General features: G+C 65.4%; 16 protein-coding genes. 3 read left to right on the top strand and 13 right to left on the bottom strand.

Features of this window, described 5'->3' with window-relative positions:
- Positions 1-47: 47 nt before the first annotated feature.
- The 4 genes from glmM to rlmE all read right to left on the bottom strand — a co-directional run bounded on the left by glmM (position 48) and on the right by rlmE (position 5,132).
- The gene (gene glmM / locus R6258_RS17365) at positions 48-1,397 is read right to left on the bottom strand and encodes a phosphoglucosamine mutase (RefSeq protein ID WP_318452992.1); all 1,350 of its coding nucleotides are present in this window, start codon (positions 1,395-1,397) and stop codon (positions 48-50) included.
- A complete protein-coding gene (gene folP, locus R6258_RS17360; protein ID WP_318452990.1) occupies positions 1,394-2,257 on the bottom strand; it encodes a dihydropteroate synthase in 864 nt (287 codons plus the stop codon). The genes glmM and folP overlap by 4 nt, the downstream gene beginning before the upstream one ends.
- Positions 2,258-2,377: 120 nt before the next feature.
- Positions 2,378-4,345: an ATP-dependent zinc metalloprotease FtsH gene (gene ftsH / locus R6258_RS17355; RefSeq protein WP_318452988.1), complete on the bottom strand. Its 1,968-nt coding sequence runs from the start codon at positions 4,343-4,345 to the stop codon at positions 2,378-2,380.
- Between the two features lie 91 nt (positions 4,346-4,436).
- Entirely contained in the window at positions 4,437-5,132 is a 696-nt protein-coding gene (rlmE, locus tag R6258_RS17350; protein ID WP_412176393.1) for a 23S rRNA (uridine(2552)-2'-O)-methyltransferase RlmE, read from the bottom strand.
- Positions 5,133-5,323: 191 nt separating this feature from the next.
- Between rlmE and yhbY the strand changes: the two genes are divergently transcribed.
- On the top strand, positions 5,324-5,650 hold the full coding sequence (gene yhbY / locus R6258_RS17345) for a ribosome assembly RNA-binding protein YhbY (RefSeq protein WP_318452983.1): 327 nt from the start codon (positions 5,324-5,326) through the stop codon (positions 5,648-5,650).
- Between the two features lie 159 nt (positions 5,651-5,809).
- Here the strand turns inward: yhbY and greA are convergent, their stop codons facing one another.
- The 4 genes from greA to dapB all read right to left on the bottom strand — a co-directional run bounded on the left by greA (position 5,810) and on the right by dapB (position 11,831).
- Entirely contained in the window at positions 5,810-6,286 is a 477-nt protein-coding gene (gene greA, locus R6258_RS17340) for a transcription elongation factor GreA (protein WP_318452981.1), read from the bottom strand.
- Complete coding sequence (carB, locus tag R6258_RS17335) at positions 6,283-9,513, bottom strand: carbamoyl-phosphate synthase large subunit (RefSeq protein ID WP_318452979.1); 3,231 nt, start codon at positions 9,511-9,513, stop codon at positions 6,283-6,285. The genes greA and carB overlap by 4 nt, the downstream gene beginning before the upstream one ends.
- Before the next feature lie 54 nt (positions 9,514-9,567).
- A complete protein-coding gene (gene carA / locus R6258_RS17330; RefSeq protein ID WP_412176392.1) occupies positions 9,568-10,713 on the bottom strand; it encodes a glutamine-hydrolyzing carbamoyl-phosphate synthase small subunit in 1,146 nt (381 codons plus the stop codon).
- A gap of 302 nt (positions 10,714-11,015) precedes the next feature.
- Entirely contained in the window at positions 11,016-11,831 is an 816-nt protein-coding gene (dapB, locus tag R6258_RS17325; RefSeq protein ID WP_318452977.1) for a 4-hydroxy-tetrahydrodipicolinate reductase, read from the bottom strand.
- 137 nt (positions 11,832-11,968) lie between these two features.
- Here dapB and R6258_RS17320 point away from each other — a divergent pair, with 137 nt between their 5' ends.
- A complete protein-coding gene (locus R6258_RS17320) occupies positions 11,969-12,952 on the top strand; it encodes an esterase-like activity of phytase family protein (RefSeq protein WP_318452975.1) in 984 nt (327 codons plus the stop codon).
- On the opposite strand, the gene R6258_RS17315 is transcribed toward R6258_RS17320, so the two are convergent.
- The 5 genes from R6258_RS17315 to grpE all read right to left on the bottom strand — a co-directional run bounded on the left by R6258_RS17315 (position 12,891) and on the right by grpE (position 18,407).
- Positions 12,891-13,847 (bottom strand): DMT family transporter, encoded by a 957-nt coding sequence (locus R6258_RS17315; RefSeq protein ID WP_318452973.1) that lies wholly within the window; start codon positions 13,845-13,847, stop codon positions 12,891-12,893. The genes R6258_RS17320 and R6258_RS17315 overlap by 62 nt on opposite strands.
- Positions 13,837-14,346 carry a MarR family winged helix-turn-helix transcriptional regulator gene (locus R6258_RS17310; protein ID WP_318452972.1) on the bottom strand — a complete coding sequence of 170 codons (510 nt, stop codon included), beginning with the start codon at positions 14,344-14,346 and terminating at the stop codon, positions 13,837-13,839. Before R6258_RS17310 ends, R6258_RS17315 begins: the two co-directional genes overlap by 11 nt.
- A gap of 158 nt (positions 14,347-14,504) precedes the next feature.
- Positions 14,505-15,644, bottom strand: coding sequence for a molecular chaperone DnaJ (gene dnaJ / locus R6258_RS17305; RefSeq protein WP_318452970.1), 1,140 nt, complete (start codon positions 15,642-15,644; stop codon positions 14,505-14,507).
- An 88-nt stretch (positions 15,645-15,732) separates the two neighbouring features.
- On the bottom strand, positions 15,733-17,658 hold the full coding sequence (dnaK, locus tag R6258_RS17300) for a molecular chaperone DnaK (protein WP_318452968.1): 1,926 nt from the start codon (positions 17,656-17,658) through the stop codon (positions 15,733-15,735).
- A gap of 107 nt (positions 17,659-17,765) precedes the next feature.
- On the bottom strand, positions 17,766-18,407 hold the full coding sequence (grpE, locus tag R6258_RS17295; protein WP_318452966.1) for a nucleotide exchange factor GrpE: 642 nt from the start codon (positions 18,405-18,407) through the stop codon (positions 17,766-17,768).
- A gap of 190 nt (positions 18,408-18,597) precedes the next feature.
- On the opposite strand from grpE, the gene recN reads away from it, so the two are divergent.
- Positions 18,598-20,271 carry a DNA repair protein RecN gene (recN, locus tag R6258_RS17290; RefSeq protein WP_318452964.1) on the top strand — a complete coding sequence of 558 codons (1,674 nt, stop codon included), beginning with the start codon at positions 18,598-18,600 and terminating at the stop codon, positions 20,269-20,271.
- Positions 20,272-20,469 lie beyond the last annotated feature (198 nt).

The raw sequence follows: 20,469 nt of genomic DNA, 5'->3' as shown, positions 1-20,469 counted from the left end.
GCAAGATGGTATAGGAGCGGCCCGGTCAAGACAACCGGCATCGCGCCTCAGGCCATGAGCGTCTCGACGTCCGCGGCGATGCGCTGCGCCAAGGCCGCGACATCGAAGCGCGGACGCCCTTCGACCATCACCCGGATCAGCGGCTCGGTCCCCGAGGCGCGCAGCAATACCCGTCCTGAATCACCTAGTTCGCCCTCCACCGCGGCCACTGAGCGGCGCAATGCTTCGCTCTCGAGCAGCGCCTGCTTGTCGGTGCCCTCGGTGAGTCGCACGTTGACCAGCGCCTGCGGCGCCTTCTCGAAGCCATCGAGCAGCGCGGTCAGCGAGCAGCCGCGGGAGACCATGATCGCCAACACCTGCAACGCCGACACGATGCCGTCGCCGGTGCTCTGCACGTGGCCGCAGACGATGTGGCCGGAAGACTCGCCGCCCAGCTGCCAGTCATTGGCCATCAGGCACTCCATGACATAACGATCGCCGACCTTGGCCCGCTCGAAGGGAATGTCCAGCGACTCCATGGCCGCGGCGAGGCCGAAATTGCTCATCAACGTACCGACCACGCCGCCGCCCAGCACGCCGCGCTCGTGGCGATCGCGGGCAATGATGTAGAGGATGTCGTCACCGTCGATCTCGCGACCGTCGGCATCGACCAGGACCACCCGGTCGCCGTCGCCGTCGAAGGCCACGCCGATATCGGCGCCTCGCTCGATCACCGCCGCGCGCAGCGACGCCGGATGCGTCGAGCCTACCTGCTGGTTGATATTGAGTCCGTCGGGACTGACGCCCAGCAGACTGACCTCGGCGCCCAGTTCTCGAAACACGCTGGGGGCGATGTGGTAGGTCGCTCCATGGGCGCAATCGAGCACGACCTTGAGCCCCGTCAGGCTCAGCCGCTTGGGCACCGTCGACTTGCAGAACTCGATGTAGCGGCCCGCCGCATCACTGATGCGCACGGCCTTGCCCAGGCGGTCCGCCGACACCGTCTCGAGGGATTTCTCGAGTTCATCCTCGATACGCGCCTCGATGGCATCGGGCAACTTGGTGCCCTCGGCCGAAAAGAACTTGATGCCATTGTCCTGAAAGGCGTTGTGCGAGGCCGAGATGACGATGCCGGCGTCGGCGCGAAAGGTCCGGGTCAGGTAGGCAATCCCCGGGGTCGGCATCGGTCCGAGCAGCGCGACGTCGACCCCGGCAGCCGAAAGGCCGGCCTCCAGCGCCGACTCGAACATGTAACCGGAAATACGCGTGTCCTTGCCGATCAGTACCTTGGCATTGCGGTTCTTGCGCTCCAGCACGCGCCCCATGGCCCAGCCCAACTTGAGCATGAAGTCGGCGGTGATCGGGTACTCACCGACGGTGCCACGAATACCGTCGGTCCCGAAGTAGCGTCGCGTCATCGGTCAGCATCTTCCTGTAGCACGGCCCAAGTCATGTTGATGGCATCCACGCTGGGCCCTACATCGTGGACGCGCAGCAGCCGAGCGCCACGCTCGACCGCCAAGGAAGCCAGGGCCAGGCCGCCCGGCAGGCGCTCCTCGACCGGACGATCGAGGACCTTGCCGATCATGCTCTTGCGCGACATCCCGGCAAGCAACGGCAAGCCGAAGTCGCTGAGCACATCCAGCCTGTTGAGCAACCGCAGATTCTGGCCAACGGTCTTGGCGAAGCCGAAGCCCGGGTCGAGGATCAGCCGCTCACGTCGAATGCCGGCCCGCTCGCATTCGGCAACCCGTGCCTCGAGAAAATTGGCGACGGCCTGCTCGATAGGCTCAGCATAGTCAGTAGCCGTTTGCATGTCGCCCGGTTCGCCGACCATATGCATCAGACATATCGGCAAGCCGCTGGCCGCCGCCACTTCGAGCGCTCCCGGGCGGCGCAACGACCGCACGTCGTTGATCATGCCCGCACCATGGCCGATCACCTCGCGCATCACCGCCGGACTGCTGGTATCCACCGAGACCAGCGCGTCGAGTTCGCGTACCAGCGCTTCCACGACTGGCACGACCCGATCCAGCTCCTGCTGCTCCGATACCGCCGCTGCGCCGGGACGCGTCGACTCGCCGCCGATATCGATGACCGCCGCGCCCTGGGCGAGCATCGTTTCGGCGTGGGCAAGGGCGGCATCGAGCACATCGAAATTGCCACCGTCGGAGAACGAATCCGGGGTAACGTTGAGGATGCCCATTACCCGCGGGTAGGAGATATCGAGGCGGTGACGACCGCACGACAGCACGGCATTCCGATCGTGGCTCTTCATGGAGGAGCTCATGGCAGGGCCTCGTCGACAAAACAAACACTGTAATGACCCGCTTTAAACGGTGCAAGGCGCCACGTTGGGCGCCTTGCACAGAACATCTTGCTGGCAGACCGAGCGAACTCAGTGTCCGGCCGGACCACCCAGCGGATCGGAGGGCTTGCGGCTCGGTCGCTCATCCTCGTCTTCACCGCTGCCGTCGTCGGCCTCGGGCCGAGCATCGGCTACCGGCGAGCCGCTACCCGAATCGTCGCTGTCGCCCCAGTCCTTGGGCGGACGCGGCTGGCGCCCCTCGATGATGTCCTTGAGCTGATCGGCGTCGATGGTCTCGTACTGCATCAGCGCCTCGGCCATGATGTCGAGCTTGTCGCGGTTGTCCTCGAGCAGCTGCTTGGCCTGGGCGTAGCACTCGTCGATGATCCGCCGCACCTCCTTGTCGAGCCGGGTCGTGGTCTCTCCGGACTTGAGCTTGCCGCCGCCCTGGCCCGGGCCGCCGAGGAACTGGTGCGACTCGTCCTCGTCGTACATGATCGGCCCCATCTCGGCAGACAGGCCCCACTTGGCGACCATGTTGTGCGCCAGCTCGGTGGCCCGCTTGATGTCGTTGGAGGCCCCCGTCGTCACCCCGTTCGGCCCCAGCGTCATCTCTTCGGCGAGGCGCCCGCCGAAAAGCGAGCAGATCTGACTGATGATCTGCTGCCGGGACAGGCTGTAGCGATCTTCCTCCGGCAGGAACATGGTGACGCCCAACGCCCGGCCACGCGGAATGATGGTGACCTTGTAGACGGGGTCGTGCTCGGGCATCAACAGGCCGATGATCGCGTGCCCCGCCTCGTGATAGGCGGTGTTGAGCTTTTCCTTCTCGGTCATGACCATGGATTTGCGCTCGGCGCCCATCATGATCTTGTCCTTGGCCAGCTCGAGCTCTTCCATGCCGACCAGCCGACGATTGCGCCGCGCCGCGAACAGCGCCGCCTCGTTGACCAGGTTGGCCAGATCGGCCCCGGAGAATCCCGGCGTACCGCGCGCGATGACGCTCGGCTTGACGTCTTCACCGAGCGGCACCTTGCGCAGATGCACGCCCAGGATATGCTCGCGGCCGCGGATGTCCGGCAGTCCCACGACCACCTGGCGATCGAAGCGCCCCGGGCGCGTCAGCGCCGGGTCGAGCACGTCGGGCCGGTTGGTGGCGGCGATCACGATGATGCCTTCATTGGCTTCGAAGCCATCCATCTCCACCAGCAACTGGTTGAGCGTCTGCTCGCGCTCGTCGTTGCCGCCGCCCATGCCGGCACCGCGCGAGCGGCCCACGGCATCGATCTCATCGATGAAGATGATGCATGGCGCTTGCTTCTTGGCCTGCTCGAACATGTCGCGCACACGCGAGGCGCCGACGCCCACAAACATCTCGACGAAATCGGAGCCCGAGATCGAGAAGAACGGCACCTTGGCTTCGCCGGCGATCGACTTGGCCAGCAGCGTCTTGCCGGTGCCCGGAGGTCCGACCATCAGCACGCCACGCGGAATCTGTCCGCCCAGGCGCTGGAACTTGCTCGGGTCCTTGAGAAAGTCGACGAGTTCCTCGACCTCCTCCTTGGCCTCGTCGCAACCGGCGACATCGGCAAACGTGGTCTTGATCTGATCGTTACTCAGCAGCTTGGCCTTGGACTTGCCGAAGCTCATCGGCCCGCCCTTGCCACCGGCGCCACCCTGCATCTGACGCATGAAGAACAGGAAGATCGCCAGGATGATCAGGATCGGGAAGCTGGCTATCAGCAGCCGCGTCCACAGGCTTTGCTCCTCGGGCTGCTTGCCGGTCACGCTGACGTCGTTGGCCAGCAGGTCGTCCATCAGCTTGGGATCCTGCGCGGCAGGACGGATGGTCTGGAACTGCGAGCCGTCGGAACGCTCACCGGAAATGGTATAGCCATCGATGGTGACCGCGCGGATCTGCCCCTCCTGCACCTGCTCGACGAACTGGGAGTAGTTCATCGTCTGCGGGGAACTGTCGACACTGAAATTGTTGAATACCGTCAGCAGGACTGCCGCGATGATCAACCATAAGATCAGGTTCTTCGCCATATCGTTCAAGGGAATACCCTCATTGAATCAATCTGTCTGCCAAGCATGCCCATAGCTGACTCTACACCACAAATGGGGGCGTACCACCAGCTTTGCAAGCTCAGCGCTTGAATCCATCCGCCAGGAGGTACACTTCGCGCGAACGAGCGCGCGAGGCCTCCGGCTTGCGGGTCATCACCCGGGCGAAGCTGCCACGCAGGTCATTGAGGAAGTCATCGAAGCCTTCACCCTGAAAGACCTTGGTCAGCAGCCGTCCGCCGGGGCTCAGTGTCTGACGGGCCAGATCGAGTGCCAGCTCGACCAGATACATCGCCTTGGGCTGGTCGATGGCGGCCATGCCACTCATGTTGGGCGCCATATCGGAAATGATCAAATCCACCGGACGCTCGCCCAGTTCACCGAGTATCGCCTCGAGCACCGACTCCTCGGTGAAGTCACCCTGGATGAACGTGACGTCGGCCAACGCATCCATCTCGAGGATGTCGGAGGCGATCACCACGCCCCCCGGCATCACTTTCTCGGCCGCCACCTGGCTCCAGCCGCCTGGCGCGGCGCCCAGGTCGATCACCGTCATGCCGGGTTTGAAGAGACGATCCTTGGCATCGAGCTCGAGCAGCTTGTAGCTGGCTCGCGAACGGTAACCGTCCTGCCACGAACGCTGCACGTACTGATCGTCGAAATGTTCCTTGAGCCAACCGGCCTTGCTCTTGCCGGTCGCGCCCTTGCTTGAGGGGCTCTTGCCGGGAGCGCTTTTGCTAGAAGTGCTTCGGGCCACACAATCACCTGGGTCATCCATCCGACGGATGGATCGTTCGAAAGCGGGGGATCTGGCTGCGAGGGACCAACGAGTGGGGTAATCCGGCTCAAGCGCTTTGCATCGCCTGTCTTTCGCCTTACCATGGCGCGTTCAGTGGCCGCGACACGGACGAACCGTCGCCGACCGCACCAGCCGCCCCTACGCACGCCAACCGGAACGATCACGATACCATGAGCTTGTCACAGGCACAAAAGAAAGCATTCCGCAGCATCGGCCATCATCTTTCGCCCCTGGTGACGGTCGCCGACAACGGCATCACGGAAGGCGTGGTGGGCGAGCTCAAACGCGCGCTGAACGATCACGAACTGGTCAAGGTCAAGATCGCCGTCGGCGAACGCGACACCCGCAACGCGCTCGCCGAGCAACTGGCCAGCGATAGCGGTGCCGAGCTGGTCCAGACGATCGGCAAGATGGCGCTGTTGTATCGCCACAATCCCAAGGCCAACCCCAAGCTCTCGAACATCACCCGCTTCGAGGAGCATCACGGGCGGCGCTGAGCCGCGAGCCGCGAGCCGCGAGCCGCGAAAAGCAGGATCCCCAAAATAAAAAACGCCAGCGCAGGTCGCTGGCGTTTTTTGCTCGTAGCTCGTAGCTCGTAGCTCGTAGCTCGTAGCTCGTAGCTCGTAGCTCGTAGCTCGTAGCTCGTAGCTCGTAGCTCAGAGATGCTCAACGCTCGAAATCTCGTACTCGACGTCGCCGCGCGGCGTCCGGACGCCCACCACGTCGCCCTCTTCCTTGCCGATCAGCGCGCGCGCGATCGGCGAGGTCACCGAGACCTTGCCGGCCTTGATGTCGGCTTCGTCCTCGCCGACGATCTGGTAACGCACCTCTTCGTCGTTATCCAGATTGATCAATTCGACGGTGACGCCGAAGATCACCTTGCCGGTCCTGGGCATCTTGGTGACGTCGATCACCTGCGAGGCGGACAGCTTGGACTCGATCTCCTGGATGCGCCCCTCGATGAAGCCCTGCTGCTCACGCGCGGCGTGATATTCGGCGTTTTCCTTGAGGTCGCCATGTTCGCGCGCCTCGGCGATGGCATTGATCACCCGAGGACGCTCCACTCCCTTGAGCTGATTGAGCTCTTCACGCAGGCGCTGCTCGCCTGCGACGGTCATCGGGACCTTGTTCATGTGCTTGCTCCTGCATGCAGTTCCTGAAGCCGCCGCACGGTAATCTCGTTGCCATACTCGAGCGCCATGCAAACGGCTCGCGCCCCGGCCAGCGTGGTGGCGTAGGGGACCTTGTGGGCAAGTGCGGTGCGACGGATCACGGAGGAATCGTTGATCGCCTGACGGCCTTCGGTGGTATTGACGATGTAGGCCACGTCGTCGTTCTTGATCATGTCGACGATATGCGGACGCCCCTCGAAGACCTTGTTGACGGCCGTGACCGGCAAGCCGGCCTCGTCGAGCGCCTGGGCGGTACCGCGGGTAGCGATCAGATCAAATCCCAATGCTAGCAGAGATTGCGCGACCTCGATAACGCCGACCTTGTCCGGGTTACGCACCGACAGGAACGCCGTGCGCTCGCCCTCGAGCGGCGGGATCGCCTCGCCGGCACCCAGCTGCGCCTTGTAGAAGGCCTCGGCGAAGGTCGCGCCCGAGCCCATCACCTCGCCGGTGGACTTCATCTCCGGCGACAGGATCGGGTCGACGCTGGGGAACTTGTTGAACGGAAAGACCGCTTCCTTGACGCTGTAATAGCCGGGAATCAGTTCTCGGGTGAAGCCCTGCTCGGCGAGCGTCGTGCCCGCCATGCAGCGCGCCGCGATCTGCGCCAGCGAGGTGCCGATGCACTTGGAGACGAACGGCACGGTGCGCGAGGCACGCGGATTGACCTCGATGACGTAGATCTCGCCGTCCTGCCACGCCAGCTGGACGTTCATCAGGCCGACCACGTTGAGTTCGATGGCCATGCGCTTGACCTGATCGCGCATCTCGTCCTGCACGTCCTTGGGCAGTGAATAGGGCGGCAGCGAACAGGCCGAGTCGCCGGAGTGCACGCCGGCCTGCTCGATGTGCTGCATGATGCCGCCGATCACCACCTGCTGGCCGTCGGAGACCGCATCGATGTCGATCTCGATCGCCGCGTTGAGGAAGTGATCGAGCAGCACCGGCGAGTCGTTGGAGACCTTGACCGCGTGGGTCATGTAGTTCTCGAGCTCGGAGGCGTCGTAAACGATCTCCATGGCCCGGCCACCGAGCACGTAGCTCGGCCGCACCACCAACGGATAGCCGATCCGCTCGGCCTTGGCGAAGGCGTCCTCGAAGCTGCGCGCGGTGGCGTTGGGCGGCTGCTTGAGTCCCAGCTTGTCGATCATCTGCTGGAAGCGCTCGCGGTCCTCGGCACGATCGATGGCGTCCGGCGTGGTGCCGATGATCGGCACCCCGGCGGCCTCGAGTTCGCGGGCCAGCTTGAGCGGCGTCTGGCCGCCGAACTGCACGATCACCCCGACCGGCCGCTCCTTGTCGGCGATCTCCAGCACGTCCTCGAGGGTCACCGGCTCGAAGTAGAGACGGTCGGAGGTATCGTAGTCGGTGGAGACGGTTTCCGGGTTGCAGTTGACCATGATGGTCTCGTAGCCGTCCTCGCGCATCGCCAGCGCCGCGTGCACGCAGCAGTAGTCGAACTCGATGCCCTGGCCGATACGGTTGGGCCCGCCGCCCAGCACCATGATCTTGCGACGATCGCTGGGCTCGGACTCGCACTCCTCCTCGTAGGTGGAGTACATGTAGGCGGTATGCGAGGCGAACTCCGCCGCGCAGGTATCGACGCGCTTGTAGACCGGCCGGATGCCGGCCTTCTGGCGGGTCTTGCGGAACTCCTTCTCGGAAACGCCGAGCAGCCTGGAAAGCCGCGCGTCGGAGAAGCCCTTGCGCTTCAGGCGGAACAGCGCGGGGCCGTCCAGCTCGCCCAGCGAACGCCTGCCCAGCGATTGCTCGGTGCGCACCAGATCCTCGAGCTGGACCAGGAACCAGCGGTCGATGTTGGTCAGCGCGAAGATCTCGTCGACGCTCATCCCCGCGCGCATGGCGTCGGCGATGAAGAAGATGCGCTCGGCGCCGGCGGCCTGCAGCTCGCCCTTGATCAGCGCCAGGTTGGCGTCGCTGAATTCGATGATCTTGGGGTCGAGCCCGTCGTTGCCGGTTTCCAGGCCGCGCAGCGCCTTCTGCAGCGACTCCTGAAAGGTTCGGCCGATCGCCATCACCTCGCCCACCGACTTCATCTGGGTGGTCAGGCGGTCGTTGGCCTGGGGGAACTTCTCGAAGGTGAAGCGCGGAATCTTGGTGACCACGTAGTCGATCGCCGGCTCGAACGAGGCCGGGGTCTTGCCGCCGGTGATGTCGTTCTGCAATTCGTCGAGTGTATAGCCCACCGCCAGCTTGGCGGCGATCTTGGCGATCGGGAAGCCGGTGGCCTTGGAGGCCAGCGCCGACGAGCGCGATACCCGCGGGTTCATCTCGATCACCACCATCCGCCCGGTGTCCGGGTCGATGCCGAACTGAACGTTGGAGCCGCCGGTCTCGACGCCGATCTCGCGCAGCACCGCCAGCGAGGCGTCGCGCATGATCTGGTATTCCTTGTCGGTCAGCGTCTGCGCCGGGGCCACGGTGATCGAGTCGCCGGTATGGATGCCCATCGGATCGAAGTTCTCGATCGCGCAGATGATGATGCAGTTGTCGTTCTTGTCGCGAACGACCTCCATCTCGTACTCCTTCCAACCCAGCAGCGACTCGTCGATCAGCAGCTCGTGGTTGTTGGAGAGTTCGAAGCCGCGCGTGCAGATCTCCTCGAACTCCTCCTTGTTGTAGGCCACGCCGCCACCGGAGCCGCCCATGGTATAGGAGGGGCGGATGATCACCGGGAAGCCGAGCTCGCCCTGGATCGCCCAGGCCTCGTCCATGGCATGGGCCACCTGGGCCTTGGGACAGGCCAGGCCGATGCGCTTCATCGCCTGGTCGAACAGATCGCGATCCTCGGCCTTGTTGATGGCATCGGCGTTGGCGCCGATCATCTCCACGCCGTACTTGGCCAGCACGCCATGCTTGTCAAGGTCCAGGGCGCAGTTCAAGGCGGTCTGGCCGCCCATGGTGGGCAACACGGCGTCGGGGCGCTCGGCCTCGATGATCTTCTCCACCGCCTGCCAGGTGATCGGCTCGATATAGGTGGCATCGGCCATCACCGGGTCGGTCATGATGGTCGCCGGGTTGGAATTGACCAGAATGACCCGGTAGCCCTCCTCGCGCAGCGCCTTGCAGGCCTGCGCGCCGGAGTAGTCGAACTCGCACGCCTGGCCGATGACGATGGGGCCGGCGCCGATGATCAGGATGCTCTGGATGTCGGTACGTTTGGGCATGACGATTCCCGCTAGAAAAGTGACAGACGGCGACGCAGATACAGTGGGCGCGGCTCAGCGACGTTCGCGCATGACCCGCACGAAGCGATCGAACAGCGGCGACACGTCGCGCGGCCCGGGGCTCGCCTCGGGGTGACCCTGGAAGCTGAACGCCGCCCGGTCGGTACGCTCGATACCCTGCAGGGTGCCGTCGAACAGCGAACGGTGGGTGGTGCGCAGCGTCGCCGGCAGGCTGGTCTCGTCGACCGCGAAGCCGTGGTTCTGACTGGTGATCATCACCCGACCGCTGTCGAGATCCTGAACCGGATGGTTGGCGCCGTGGTGGCCATGATTCATCTTCACCGTGCGCGCCCCCGAGGCCAGCGCCAGCAGTTGATGGCCCAGGCAGATGCCGAACACCGGGGTATCGGTCTCGAGGATCTCGGCGATCGCCTTGATCGCATAGTCGCAGGGCTCGGGGTCGCCCGGGCCATTGGCCAGAAACACCCCGTCGGGATTCATCGCCAGCACCTCGGCGGCCGGCGTCTGCGCCGGCACCACGGTCAACCGGCAGCCGCGCGCGGCGAGCAGGCGCAGGATGTTGTGCTTGCAGCCGTAATCGTAGGCGACCACGTGGAAGGGCCGCTCGCCGGCGGCGGTATCGGCGTAGCCCTCGCCCAGCGTCCAGTCGCCCTGGCTCCATTCGTAGGCGCTGGCGCAGCTCGCCTCCTTGGCCAGGTCCATGCCCTTGAGGCCGGGGAACTCGCGCGCCACCGCCAGCGCACGCTCGACGGCATCGTCGCCGGAAGCCGCTGGGCCGGCGAGAATCGCTCCGTCCTGGGCGCCCTTGTCGCGCAGGATACGCGTCAGCCGGCGCGTGTCGATGTCGGCGATGCCCAGCACATTCTGACTCTTGAGGTAGTCGTCCAGGGTCCGCTGGCTGCGAAAACTGCTGGCCATCAGCGGTAGATCGCGGATCACCAGCCCCGCCGCACAGATGCGCGCGGACTCGACATCCTCTTCGTTGATGCCGGTATTGCCGATATGCGGATAGGTGAGCGTGACGATCTGTCGAGTGTAGGAGGGGTCGGTAAGGATTTCCTGATAGCCGGTCATGGCCGTGTTGAAAACCACCTCGCCGCTGGTCTGTCCATCGGCGCCGATGGCGCTGCCATGAAATACGCTGCCATCTGCCAGGGCCAGTATCGCGGGTCTAGTCAACGCAACGTCCTCCAGTGCTCACTTCGCCAGGCGGCACGGCGTGCCGCCCCATCGTTTCTCCGCGTATCCGTGAAGCGCTCACGGACACTCAGGTCGTAAAAAAGCGGGACGAAACCCGAAGAAGACCGGTTCCATCCCGCTTGTTGTTGTCCGCATTTTCACATCGGCGGCCTTGCCAATCGCCTGGTTGCCACACCGGCCAAGCGCTCGAGTCGCCCCTTGGCCAGGCCAAATTGACGGGATTCTACCGGAATCCGCATGCAGGGGCCAGTCCAGCGAGCGGCGAGTGCTTCGCGAAGGCCTCAGTTCAGCCCCAGCACGTCCTGAATGTCGTAGCGGCCCGCCTCGCGCCCGGCGATCCAGCGGGCCGCGCGCACCGCGCCGCGTGCGAAGGTCATGCGGCTCGAGGCCTTGTGGGTGATCTCGATGCGCTCGCCCTCGGTGGCGAACATCACCGTGTGCTCGCCGACGATATCGCCGGCCCGCACGGTGGCAAAGCCGATCTCCTTGTCGCTGCGCGGCCCGCACTGCCCTTCACGGGCGAACACCCCATGCTCCTTGAGGCTGCGGCCCAGCGATTCGGCGACCACCTCGCCCATCTTCAACGCGGTGCCGGACGGTGCATCGACCTTGTGGCGATGATGGGCCTCGATCACCTCGATGTCGTAGCCCTCGTCGCCCAGCGCCATCGCAGCGGTCTTGAGCAGATTGAGGGTCAGGTTGACCCCGACGCTCATGTTGGGGGCGAAGACCATCGGCACGCGATCGCGATAGCCGTCGAGCTCGGCCAGTTGGGCGTCGTCAAGACCGGTGGTGCCGATCACGATGCGCTTGCCGTGCTCGGCGCAGAACGCCAGATTGGCCAGCGTGGTCTCAGGGTTGGTGAAATCGATCAGCACGTCGAACTCATCCTTGACCGCCTCCAGCGAAGCCGCGGCAGCCACGCCCAGCTTGCCGAGGCCGGCCAGCTCGCCCAGGTCGGCGCCCACCAGCGAACTGCCGTCGGCGACGATGCCGGCCGCCAGGCTGGCATCGGGCTGCTGCTCGACGGCAGCGACCAGGGTGCGGCCCATGCGGCCGGCGGCACCGACGATGGCGATGCGGGGGCTAGCGGACATGCGAAACTCCTTGCGCGACAGCGGGTTGATCCGACGACCATTATACCAATGCGGGCCGATGGCGTCTGTCCTGCAAGCCGCCCCGTCATGCTAGGCTCGTGATTACAGCCAGTCCGTCGCACATTGCAGGAGCCGCCATGCCTCATCGTCACTTACGCTGGTACTTGCGCTGGGCGATGCCCTTGCTGGCCGTCGGCCTGCTGGCCGGCTGCGCCCGCGAGGCGCGCCAGACCCAGCTGATGACCGGCAACGTCAAGCAGCCGGCCGCGGCGATCGAGTGGTGCGGCAGCCTGGCGCTGCCCGGCAAGTGGCAGGACGATACCCCGGTCGGCGGCCTTTCCGACCTGGCCTGGGACGCCGACGAGTCATTGCTCTATCTCGTCTCGGATCGCGGCTGGCTGCATCGCGTGAGACCGCGCTTTCGCGAGGGCGAGCTGATCGCCCTCGACCCGCTCAAGACCTATGTGCTGCGCGATGATGACGGCGATGCCTTCGAGGCGCGCACCGCCGATGCCGAGTCGCTGATCCTGCAGCGCGCCGACAATGGCAAGCGTGGCGACACCGTGCTGCTGATCGGCTTCGAGGGCGATACGCGCCTGCAGCGCTTCTATCCCAACGGCCGCGCCGCCGGCGAGGCGCTCTATCCCGGCGGACTGCGCGGCGCCGGGCCCAACAGCGGACCCGAGGCGATGGCCCGCCACCCGCGCGAGGGCGTTATCATCGGTCTGGAGAGCCCTCCGACGGGCAGCGAAGCCGGCGTGACCCGGCTGTTCGCGCTCGACTCCGGCGCCGAATGGCGCTACCCCCTGGCCGACGAGGCCGGCAGTGCGCTGACCGCGCTGGCCCCCTATGGCGACGGCCTGCTGGCGCTGGAGCGCGCGTTCGCCCCGCCGGCACCGCTGGTGATCAGCCTGCGTCAGGTAAGTCTGGCCAGCAACGCCCGGCTCGAGGTCAAGACCCTGGCGCGGCTGTCGTCCGGCGAGGGCTGGCGGCTCGATAACTTCGAAGGGCTTACGGCGCTTTCCGACAGGCGCTTTCTGATGATCAGCGACGACAACTTCAGCCTCGCCCAGGAGACGCTGTTGAGTTGTTTCGAGCTGCCGCCGCCCGACGCTGAGTGACGTCGCGCCTTAGCAGCAGCGCGATCGCCAGGATGACCAGCAGGCTGCCCGGCAACCATGTCCAGTCCAGTTGCTGCGGCTCGCGGACGAACAGCAGCAGCATAGACACGAACGGCACCAGGTAGCTGTAGGCGGTCACCGCGCCCGGCGTCAGCACGGCGGTGGCGCGCTGCTGCAACCAGAAGGTCAGACCGCTGGAAAACAGCCCGAGATAGACCAGCACCAGCGCATCGCCCAGGGTCAGCCGCGCCAGCTCCGCGGCGCCACCGCGTGCCAGCCCCGCCAGCGCGATCAGCGCCCCGCCCAACGCCAGGCTCCAGAAGGTCCTCACCCCGGCCGAGGCGGACAGCCAGCCACGCTCGAGCCCCCACTTGCTGAGCACCGGATACAGCGCCGAGGCGATGCAACCGACGAAGAACACCGCCTCGCCGCGGCCGAAGCGCAATGCCGCCCAGTCGCCGCCGGATTCCGCCCAGGCCAGCGCCAGGGCACCCAGCGCGCCGAGCAGCAGGATCGACGGCAGCCGCCAGGCCAACCGCTCGACGCGCAGCGCCAAGCCCAGGCAGTAAGCCAGGAGCGGCACGCTGACGAACAGCGTCGCCATCGACACCGCCGAGGCGCGATGCGCCGCCCAGAACATCGCTCCGAAGAAGCCGGTCAGGCATAACCCCATCAGCGCATAGAGCAGCAGCCCTGCCCTGCCGGGGCGCAGCGACGGCGCGTGGCGGACCAGCGGCCACAGCGCCAACGCAGCGATCATGAAGCGGATCGCGGTCAGCAGCAACGGCGGCAACCCCTCGCTCATCAGCCCTACGGCGGGGAACGATAGCCCGACCAGCAGCGCCCACAACAGCATGCCGGCGTGGGCGCGCGCGCCACCGAGCTCAGACATCATCGTTCGCCTCCAGCGGCAGCAGCAATTCGCGCAACAGTCCGCCCAGGGCGCGGCGCTGCGCTGCATCGAGCGGAGCCTGCAAACGCTGCAGGCAGGCCAGGTAGTCGTCGAGCAGCGCCTCGAGAAGTGCCGCCCCGGCAGCGGTGAGCCGAACACGCACGCTACGCCGATCTTCGGGATTGGGAACGCGACGGATGTAACCGGCGCTTTCCAGCCGATCCAGGCGATGGGTCATCGCGCCCGAGGTCAGCACCGCCGCGGCACGCAGGGCGTTGGGCGTCAGGCCTTGCGGCTCGCCGCTGCGATACAGCGTCGCCAGCAGGTCGAACTCGCCTTCGTGCAGGCCATGCTCGCGAAAGACCGCCGCCACCGCCCGGTCGACATACTTGAACAACCGGTAGAGCCGCGTGAAGGTCGCCATCGGCGAGGCGTCGCGTTGCGGGGCCGCGCGCTGCCATTGGTCGAGTACGGTGTCGACATGATCGTGTCGCTCGGCCATCGACTTCTCTCCAGATAAAGAATCTTTATATAAAGATACTTTAATCGCAAACGGTATGCCAGGAGCGCTGCCGGCTAGCGCCACGACGTTCCGGGCACAAAAAAGCCCCGCCGCGTCGCCACGCCGGGGCCTTTTCAGGCACATCACGCCAAGTGCCGTTACGGCTTCATGTCCTCGAAGAACTTCTTGACGCCATCGAAGAAGCTCGACTTCTTGGGCGAGTGGTGACTGTTACTGCCGTCCAGGCTGTCCTGGAATTTGCGCAGCAGGTTCTTCTGCTCGTCGTTGAGCTTGACCGGGGTCTCCACCAGCACCTTGCACAGTAGATCGCCCGCCGGGCCGCCACGTACCGGCTTGACGCCCTTGCCGCGCAACCGGAACAGCTTGCCGGTCTGGGTCTCCGGCGGAATCTTGAGCTTGACCCGGCCTTCCAGCGTCGGCACCTCGAGCTCGCCGCCCAGCGCCGCATCGACGAAGTTGATCGGCACCTCGCAGTGCAGGTGGCGGCCGTCGCGCTCGAAGATCGGGTGCGGCTTGATCGCCACCTGAACGTAGAGATCGCCCTCGGGGCCGCCATTGGCGCCGGCCTCGCCCTCGCTGTTGAGGCGGATGCGATCGCCGGTGTCGACACCGGCGGGGATCTTCACCGACAGCGTGCGCGTCTCGCGAACCCGGCCGTCGCCGTGGCATTCGCGACACGGTACCTTGATGCTCTCTCCGGCCCCATGGCAGGTCGGGCAGGTTTGCTGCACGGCAAAGAAGCCCTGCTGCATGCGCACCTGACCCATGCCGTGGCAGGTCGGGCAGGTCTCCTTGCTGGAGCCCGGCTCGGCGCCGCTGGCGTTGCAATGCCCGCAGGGCACGTGTCGCGGCACGCGGATGTCGACGGTGGTTCCGGTTACCGCATCCTCGAGATCGAGCTCGAGGTTGTAGCGCAGGTCGGCGCCACGCTGCGGCGCATTGGGATTGCGCCGGCCACCGCCCCCACCGAAGATGTCGCCGAACACGTCGCCGAAGATGTCGCTGAAGCCACCGGCCCCGGCACCACCGCCGAAGCCGCCGCCTGCCTGGCCATCGACGCCGGCATGGCCGAACTGATCGTAGGCGGCACGCTTCTCGTCGTCGGCCAGCACTTCGTACGCTTCGGAGACCTCGCGGAACTTTTCTTCCGCGGAGTCGTCATCCGGGTTGCGGTCCGGATGGTATTTCTGGGCGAGCCGTCGGTAGGCCTTCTTGATCTCTTTCTGATCGGCCCCGCGCTCGATGCCCAGTACCTCGTAATAATCGCGCTTGGACATGGATCTAGTCCGCCTCCGTGTCGGTCACGGAAACAGCGACGCGGGAGTCATGCCCCCGCGCCGCCGTGGTCCGTAGTGTCAGACGTGGTTACTGCTTCTTCTGATCGTCGTTGACTTCTTCATACTCGGCGTCGACCACGTCGTCTTCCGGCTTCTTGGCGCCGCCTTCGGCCTGTTCGCCCTGGTCCGCTTCGGACTGCTCGGCGTACATCTTCTGGGCCAGACCGCCGGAGGCTTCGGTGAGCGCGTCCAGCTTGGCCTGGATGGCCTCCTGGTCGTCGCCCTTGAGCGCCTCCTCGAGTTCGCTGATCGCGCTCTCGATCTTCTCCTTCTCCTCGGCGCTCGCCTTGTCGCCGGCTTCGTCGAGGGTCTTGCGCGCGGCGTGGATCATGCCGTCCGCCTGGTTGCGCAGCTGGACCAGTTCCTCGAACTTCTTGTCCTCGGCGGCGTGCGCCTCGGCGTCCTGAACCATCTTTTCGATCTCTTCGTCGGTCAGGCCGCTGGAGGCCTTGATGACGATTGACTGTTCCTTGCCGGTGGCCTTGTCCTTGGCGGACACGTTGAGGATGCCGTTGGCGTCGAGATCGAAGGCGACCTCGATCTGCGGCACGCCACGCGGCGCCGGCGGAATGTCGGCCAGGTCGAAGCGGCCCAGCGACTTGTTCTGGCCGGACTGCTTGCGCTCGCCCTGCAGCACGTGAATGGTCACCGCCGTCTGGTTGTCATCCGCGGTCGAGAAGGTTTGGGTCTTCTTGGTCGGGATGGTGGTGTTCTTCTCGATCAGCGGGGTCATCACGCCACCCAGCGTCTCGATGCCCAGCGTCAGCGGGGTCACGTCGAGCAGCAGCACGTCCTTGACGTTACCGCCGAGCACGCCGCCTTGGATCGCCGCGCCCACGGCCACGGCCTCGTCCGGGTTGACGTCCTTGCGGGCGTCCTTGCCGAAGAACTCGGCGACCTTGGCCTGGACCATCGGCATGCGCGTCTGGCCGCCGACCAGGATCACGTCATCTATCTCGGAATTGGACAGCCCGGCGTCGGCCAGCGCGGTCTTGCACGGCCCCAGCGACTGCTTGACCAGATCCTCGACCAGCGACTCGAGCTTGGCCCGAGTGATCTTGACGTTGAGGTGCTTCGGCCCGGTGTTGTCGGCGGTGATGTACGGCAGATTGACTTCGGTCTGCTGCGCGGCCGAGAGTTCGATCTTGGCCTTCTCGGCGGCTTCCTTGAGACGCTGCATGGCGAGGTTGTCGCCGGACAGGTCGATGCCGCTGTCGGCCTTGAACTGATCGACCAGGTAGTTGATCAGCTTGAGGTCGAAATCCTCACCGCCCAGGAAGGTGTCGCCGTTGGTGGCCAGCACCTCGAACTGGGTCTCGCCGTCGACGTCGGCCACTTCGATGATCGAGATATCGAAGGTACCGCCACCTAGGTCATAGACGGCGATGGTCTTGTCGCCACGCGCCTTGTCCATGCCGTAGGCCAGCGCGGCCGCGGTCGGCTCGTTGATGATGCGCTTGACCTCGAGCCCGGCGATGCGTCCGGCGTCCTTGGTCGCCTGACGCTGGGAATCGTTGAAGTAGGCCGGCACGGTGATCACCGCTTCGGTTACTTCCTCACCGAGATAGTCCTCGGCGGTCTTCTTCATCTTCTTCAGCACCTCGGCGCTGACCTGCGGCGGGGCCAGCTTCTTGCCGTTGACCTCGACCCACGCGTCGCCATTGTCGGCCTCGGCGATCTTGTAGGGCACCATCTTGATGTCCTTCTGGACCACGTCGTCCTTGAAGCGACGACCGATCAGACGTTTGATGGCGTACAGCGTGTTGTTCGGGTTGGTCACCGCCTGGCGCTTGGCGGCCTGTCCGACCAGCGTCTCGCCGTCATCGGTATAGGCGATGATCGACGGCGTGGTACGCGCGCCTTCCGCGTTCTCGATGACTTTGGGCTTGTCGCCGTCGAGCACGGCGACACAAGAGTTGGTGGTCCCCAGGTCAATACCTATGATGCGTCCCATGTAAAACACCTCGAAGAATCGTTGCTTGCCAATCCGTGCGGCAGCGATGCCGCGTCTTTGTCGTCTATGTGGGGGCTCGACCGCGCCTTTCAAGGGCTAGCGGCGATTCACCCCCCGTTGGCCGCCTGGCTGACCACTACCATGGCCGGGCGAACCAGGCGGCCATTGAGCAGATAACCCTTCTGCATCACTTCGATGACCGAGTTCGGCTCGACGTCGGGGTTGGGCACCATGGCCATGGCTTCGTGGTACTGCGGATCGAACGGCTCGCCCTGCGGCTCGATCGCCTCGACGCCGAACTTGCCCAGCGTGTCGAGCTGCAGCTTGAGGGTCATCGAGACCCCTTCGCGATGCACTTCGCTGGCGTCTTCGCCCATCGACTCGAGCGCCTTCTCCAGGCTGTCGACCACCGGCAGCAGTTCCTTGACGAATTTCTCGAGGGCGAACTTGCGCGCCTTGTCGATATCCTGCTCGGCGCGGCGGCGTACGTTCTGCGCCTCGGCGGCCTCGCGCAGCGCCTGATCCTTGGCTTCGGTCAGCGCCTGTTCGAGCTCCTCTACCTTGGCCGCCAGCACCTCGGCTTCGGGGTCGGCCATGACCTCGGCATCGGTCGCCGCCTCGTCGGCCATGGCTGCCTCACCGGCCTCCGCCTCGTCGAGCTGACCCTCGAGCGTCTCCCGCTGAGGTTCGGCGTCCTGCTCGGCACGTTCGAGTTCTTCATCCAGCGGCGTCTGGGGATCTTTGGCCATGTCGCTCTCCTGAAATCGACCCACGGCGCAACGGCCGCGGGCATTGTCGGTTTGCTCACCTATATGGGGATGTCGCGGACGATCTCAAGGCATGCAAGACACTCGGCCGAGGATTGCAGTTTCATCGTGGGCTACTGTATAAACACACAGACTCTTTCATCTACGCGGCGAACCCCACCCGGAGGTGGCCATGCTGGTACAACTCGCCATTCGTGACTTCGCCATCGTCGATACGCTCGATCTCGACCTGCACGCCGGCATGACCGCCATAACCGGCGAGACCGGGGCGGGCAAGTCGATCCTGCTCGACGCCCTGGGGCTGTGCCTCGGCGAACGCGCCGACGCCGGCAGCGTGCGCCATGGCGCCAAGCGTGCCGACCTCAGCGCGCGTTTCGATATCGCCCGCCTGCCGGAAGCACAGGCCTGGCTCGAGGAGCGCGAGCTGCCCGGCGAGGATTGCCTGCTGCGCCGAGTGGTCACCGCCAGCGGCCGTTCCAAGGCCTGGATCAACGGCCAGCCCTGCACCATCGGCGATCTCAAGGCACTCGGCGATCACCTGATCGAGATCCATGGCCAGCATGCCCATCAGGCGCTGTTGCGCGAGGACACGCATCGCCGCCTGCTCGATGATTTCGCGGGGCTGGCCGAAGCGGTTGGCGAACTGGGCGTCATCTACCGTCACTGGCAGGAGCTGCGTCGTCGGCTCAAGCGTCTGGCCGACACCAGCGACGAACTGCAGGCGCGTCGGCAGCTACTGCGCTATCAGGTCGAGGAGCTCGACCAACTGGCCCTGGCGGAAGACGAGCTGCAGACTCTGGAACGCGACCAGGAAGAACTCGCCCATGCCGAACAGACGTTGAGCGACACTCAGTTCGCCGTCGATTGCTGCGACAACGACGAGGGCGGCGCCCTGCACCTGCTTCATCAGGCGCTGGCGCGCCTCGACGCCCTGCCAGGTGCCGAGCGTGGCACATTGGCCGAGGCCCGCGGCATGCTCGGTGAAGCGCGTATCCAGATCGAGGAAGCCGCCCGTGAGCTGCGCCACTTCGCCGACAACACGGAACTCGACCCCGAGCGCCTGGCGCATGTCGAGCAACGCCTTGGCGAAGTCCATCGTATCGCTCGCAAGCATCATGTGATGCCCGACGAGCTGACCGCCCTGCATGCCGGCCTGCGCGACGAGCTGGCTACGCTGGAAGGGGGCGATCATGACCTGGACGCCTTGACCACCGAAGTGGCCGAGGCGCGCGATCGGTATCGCGCCCAGGCTCGCGCCATCGGCGACGCTCGCCGTCAGGCAGCGACGGCCTTTGCCGAAGAGGTTCAGGCACAGTTGGGCTTCCTGGCGATGGGCAAGGCGCATTTCGCGGCAGAGGTCAGTGCCCGGGAAACGCCGCAACCCGACGGCATGGAGACGGTGCGCTTCCTGATCAGCGCCAATCCCGGGCAGCCGCCGCGGCCGCTCGCCAAGGTCGCCTCGGGGGGCGAGCTGTCGCGCATCAGCCTGGCGATTCAGGTGGTCGCCGCCAGTCACAGCACCATCCCCTCGCTGATCTTCGACGAAGTGGATGTCGGCGTGTCCGGGGCCACCGCCGAAATCGTCGGCCAGTTGCTGCGTCGATTGGGCGAAAATGGTCAGGTGATGACCGTCACCCACCTGCCGCAGGTCGCCGCCCAGGCACATCATCATCTGCATATCGAGAAGCAGGCCGAGGAAGATACCACCCAGACCCAGATGGTATTGCTCGACAGCGCCGGTCGCGTTCGCGAACTGGCGCGCATGCTGGGGGGCGTCAAGCTCTCCGATCGCACCCTCGCCCACGCGCGCGAGATGCTCGACGCCAGCCAGCGAGCCCACCATTAGGGTTACGGCTCGCTGTTGATTGTCTCGCTTCCATCACATCACGCCGGTGGCTGTTTCCAGCCCCGGCGTTTTCATGAGTAGCTGTTGATGAGCGAGGCCAGCGCCCGTTTCCCTCAGGCATAAAAAAGCCCCCGGGTGTCCGGGGGCCTTTTCGTGAAGCTGCCTGACGATGGTCGGGGCGGCCACCCGCCGGGCGGC

This window comes from Halomonas sp. HP20-15 (assembly GCF_033446685.1).
In the GTDB taxonomy this organism is placed as follows: Bacteria; Pseudomonadota; Gammaproteobacteria; order Pseudomonadales; family Halomonadaceae; genus Modicisalibacter.
The sequence above is the reverse complement of the archived record's forward strand: the minus strand, read 5'-3'. Positions and strand labels throughout refer to the sequence as shown.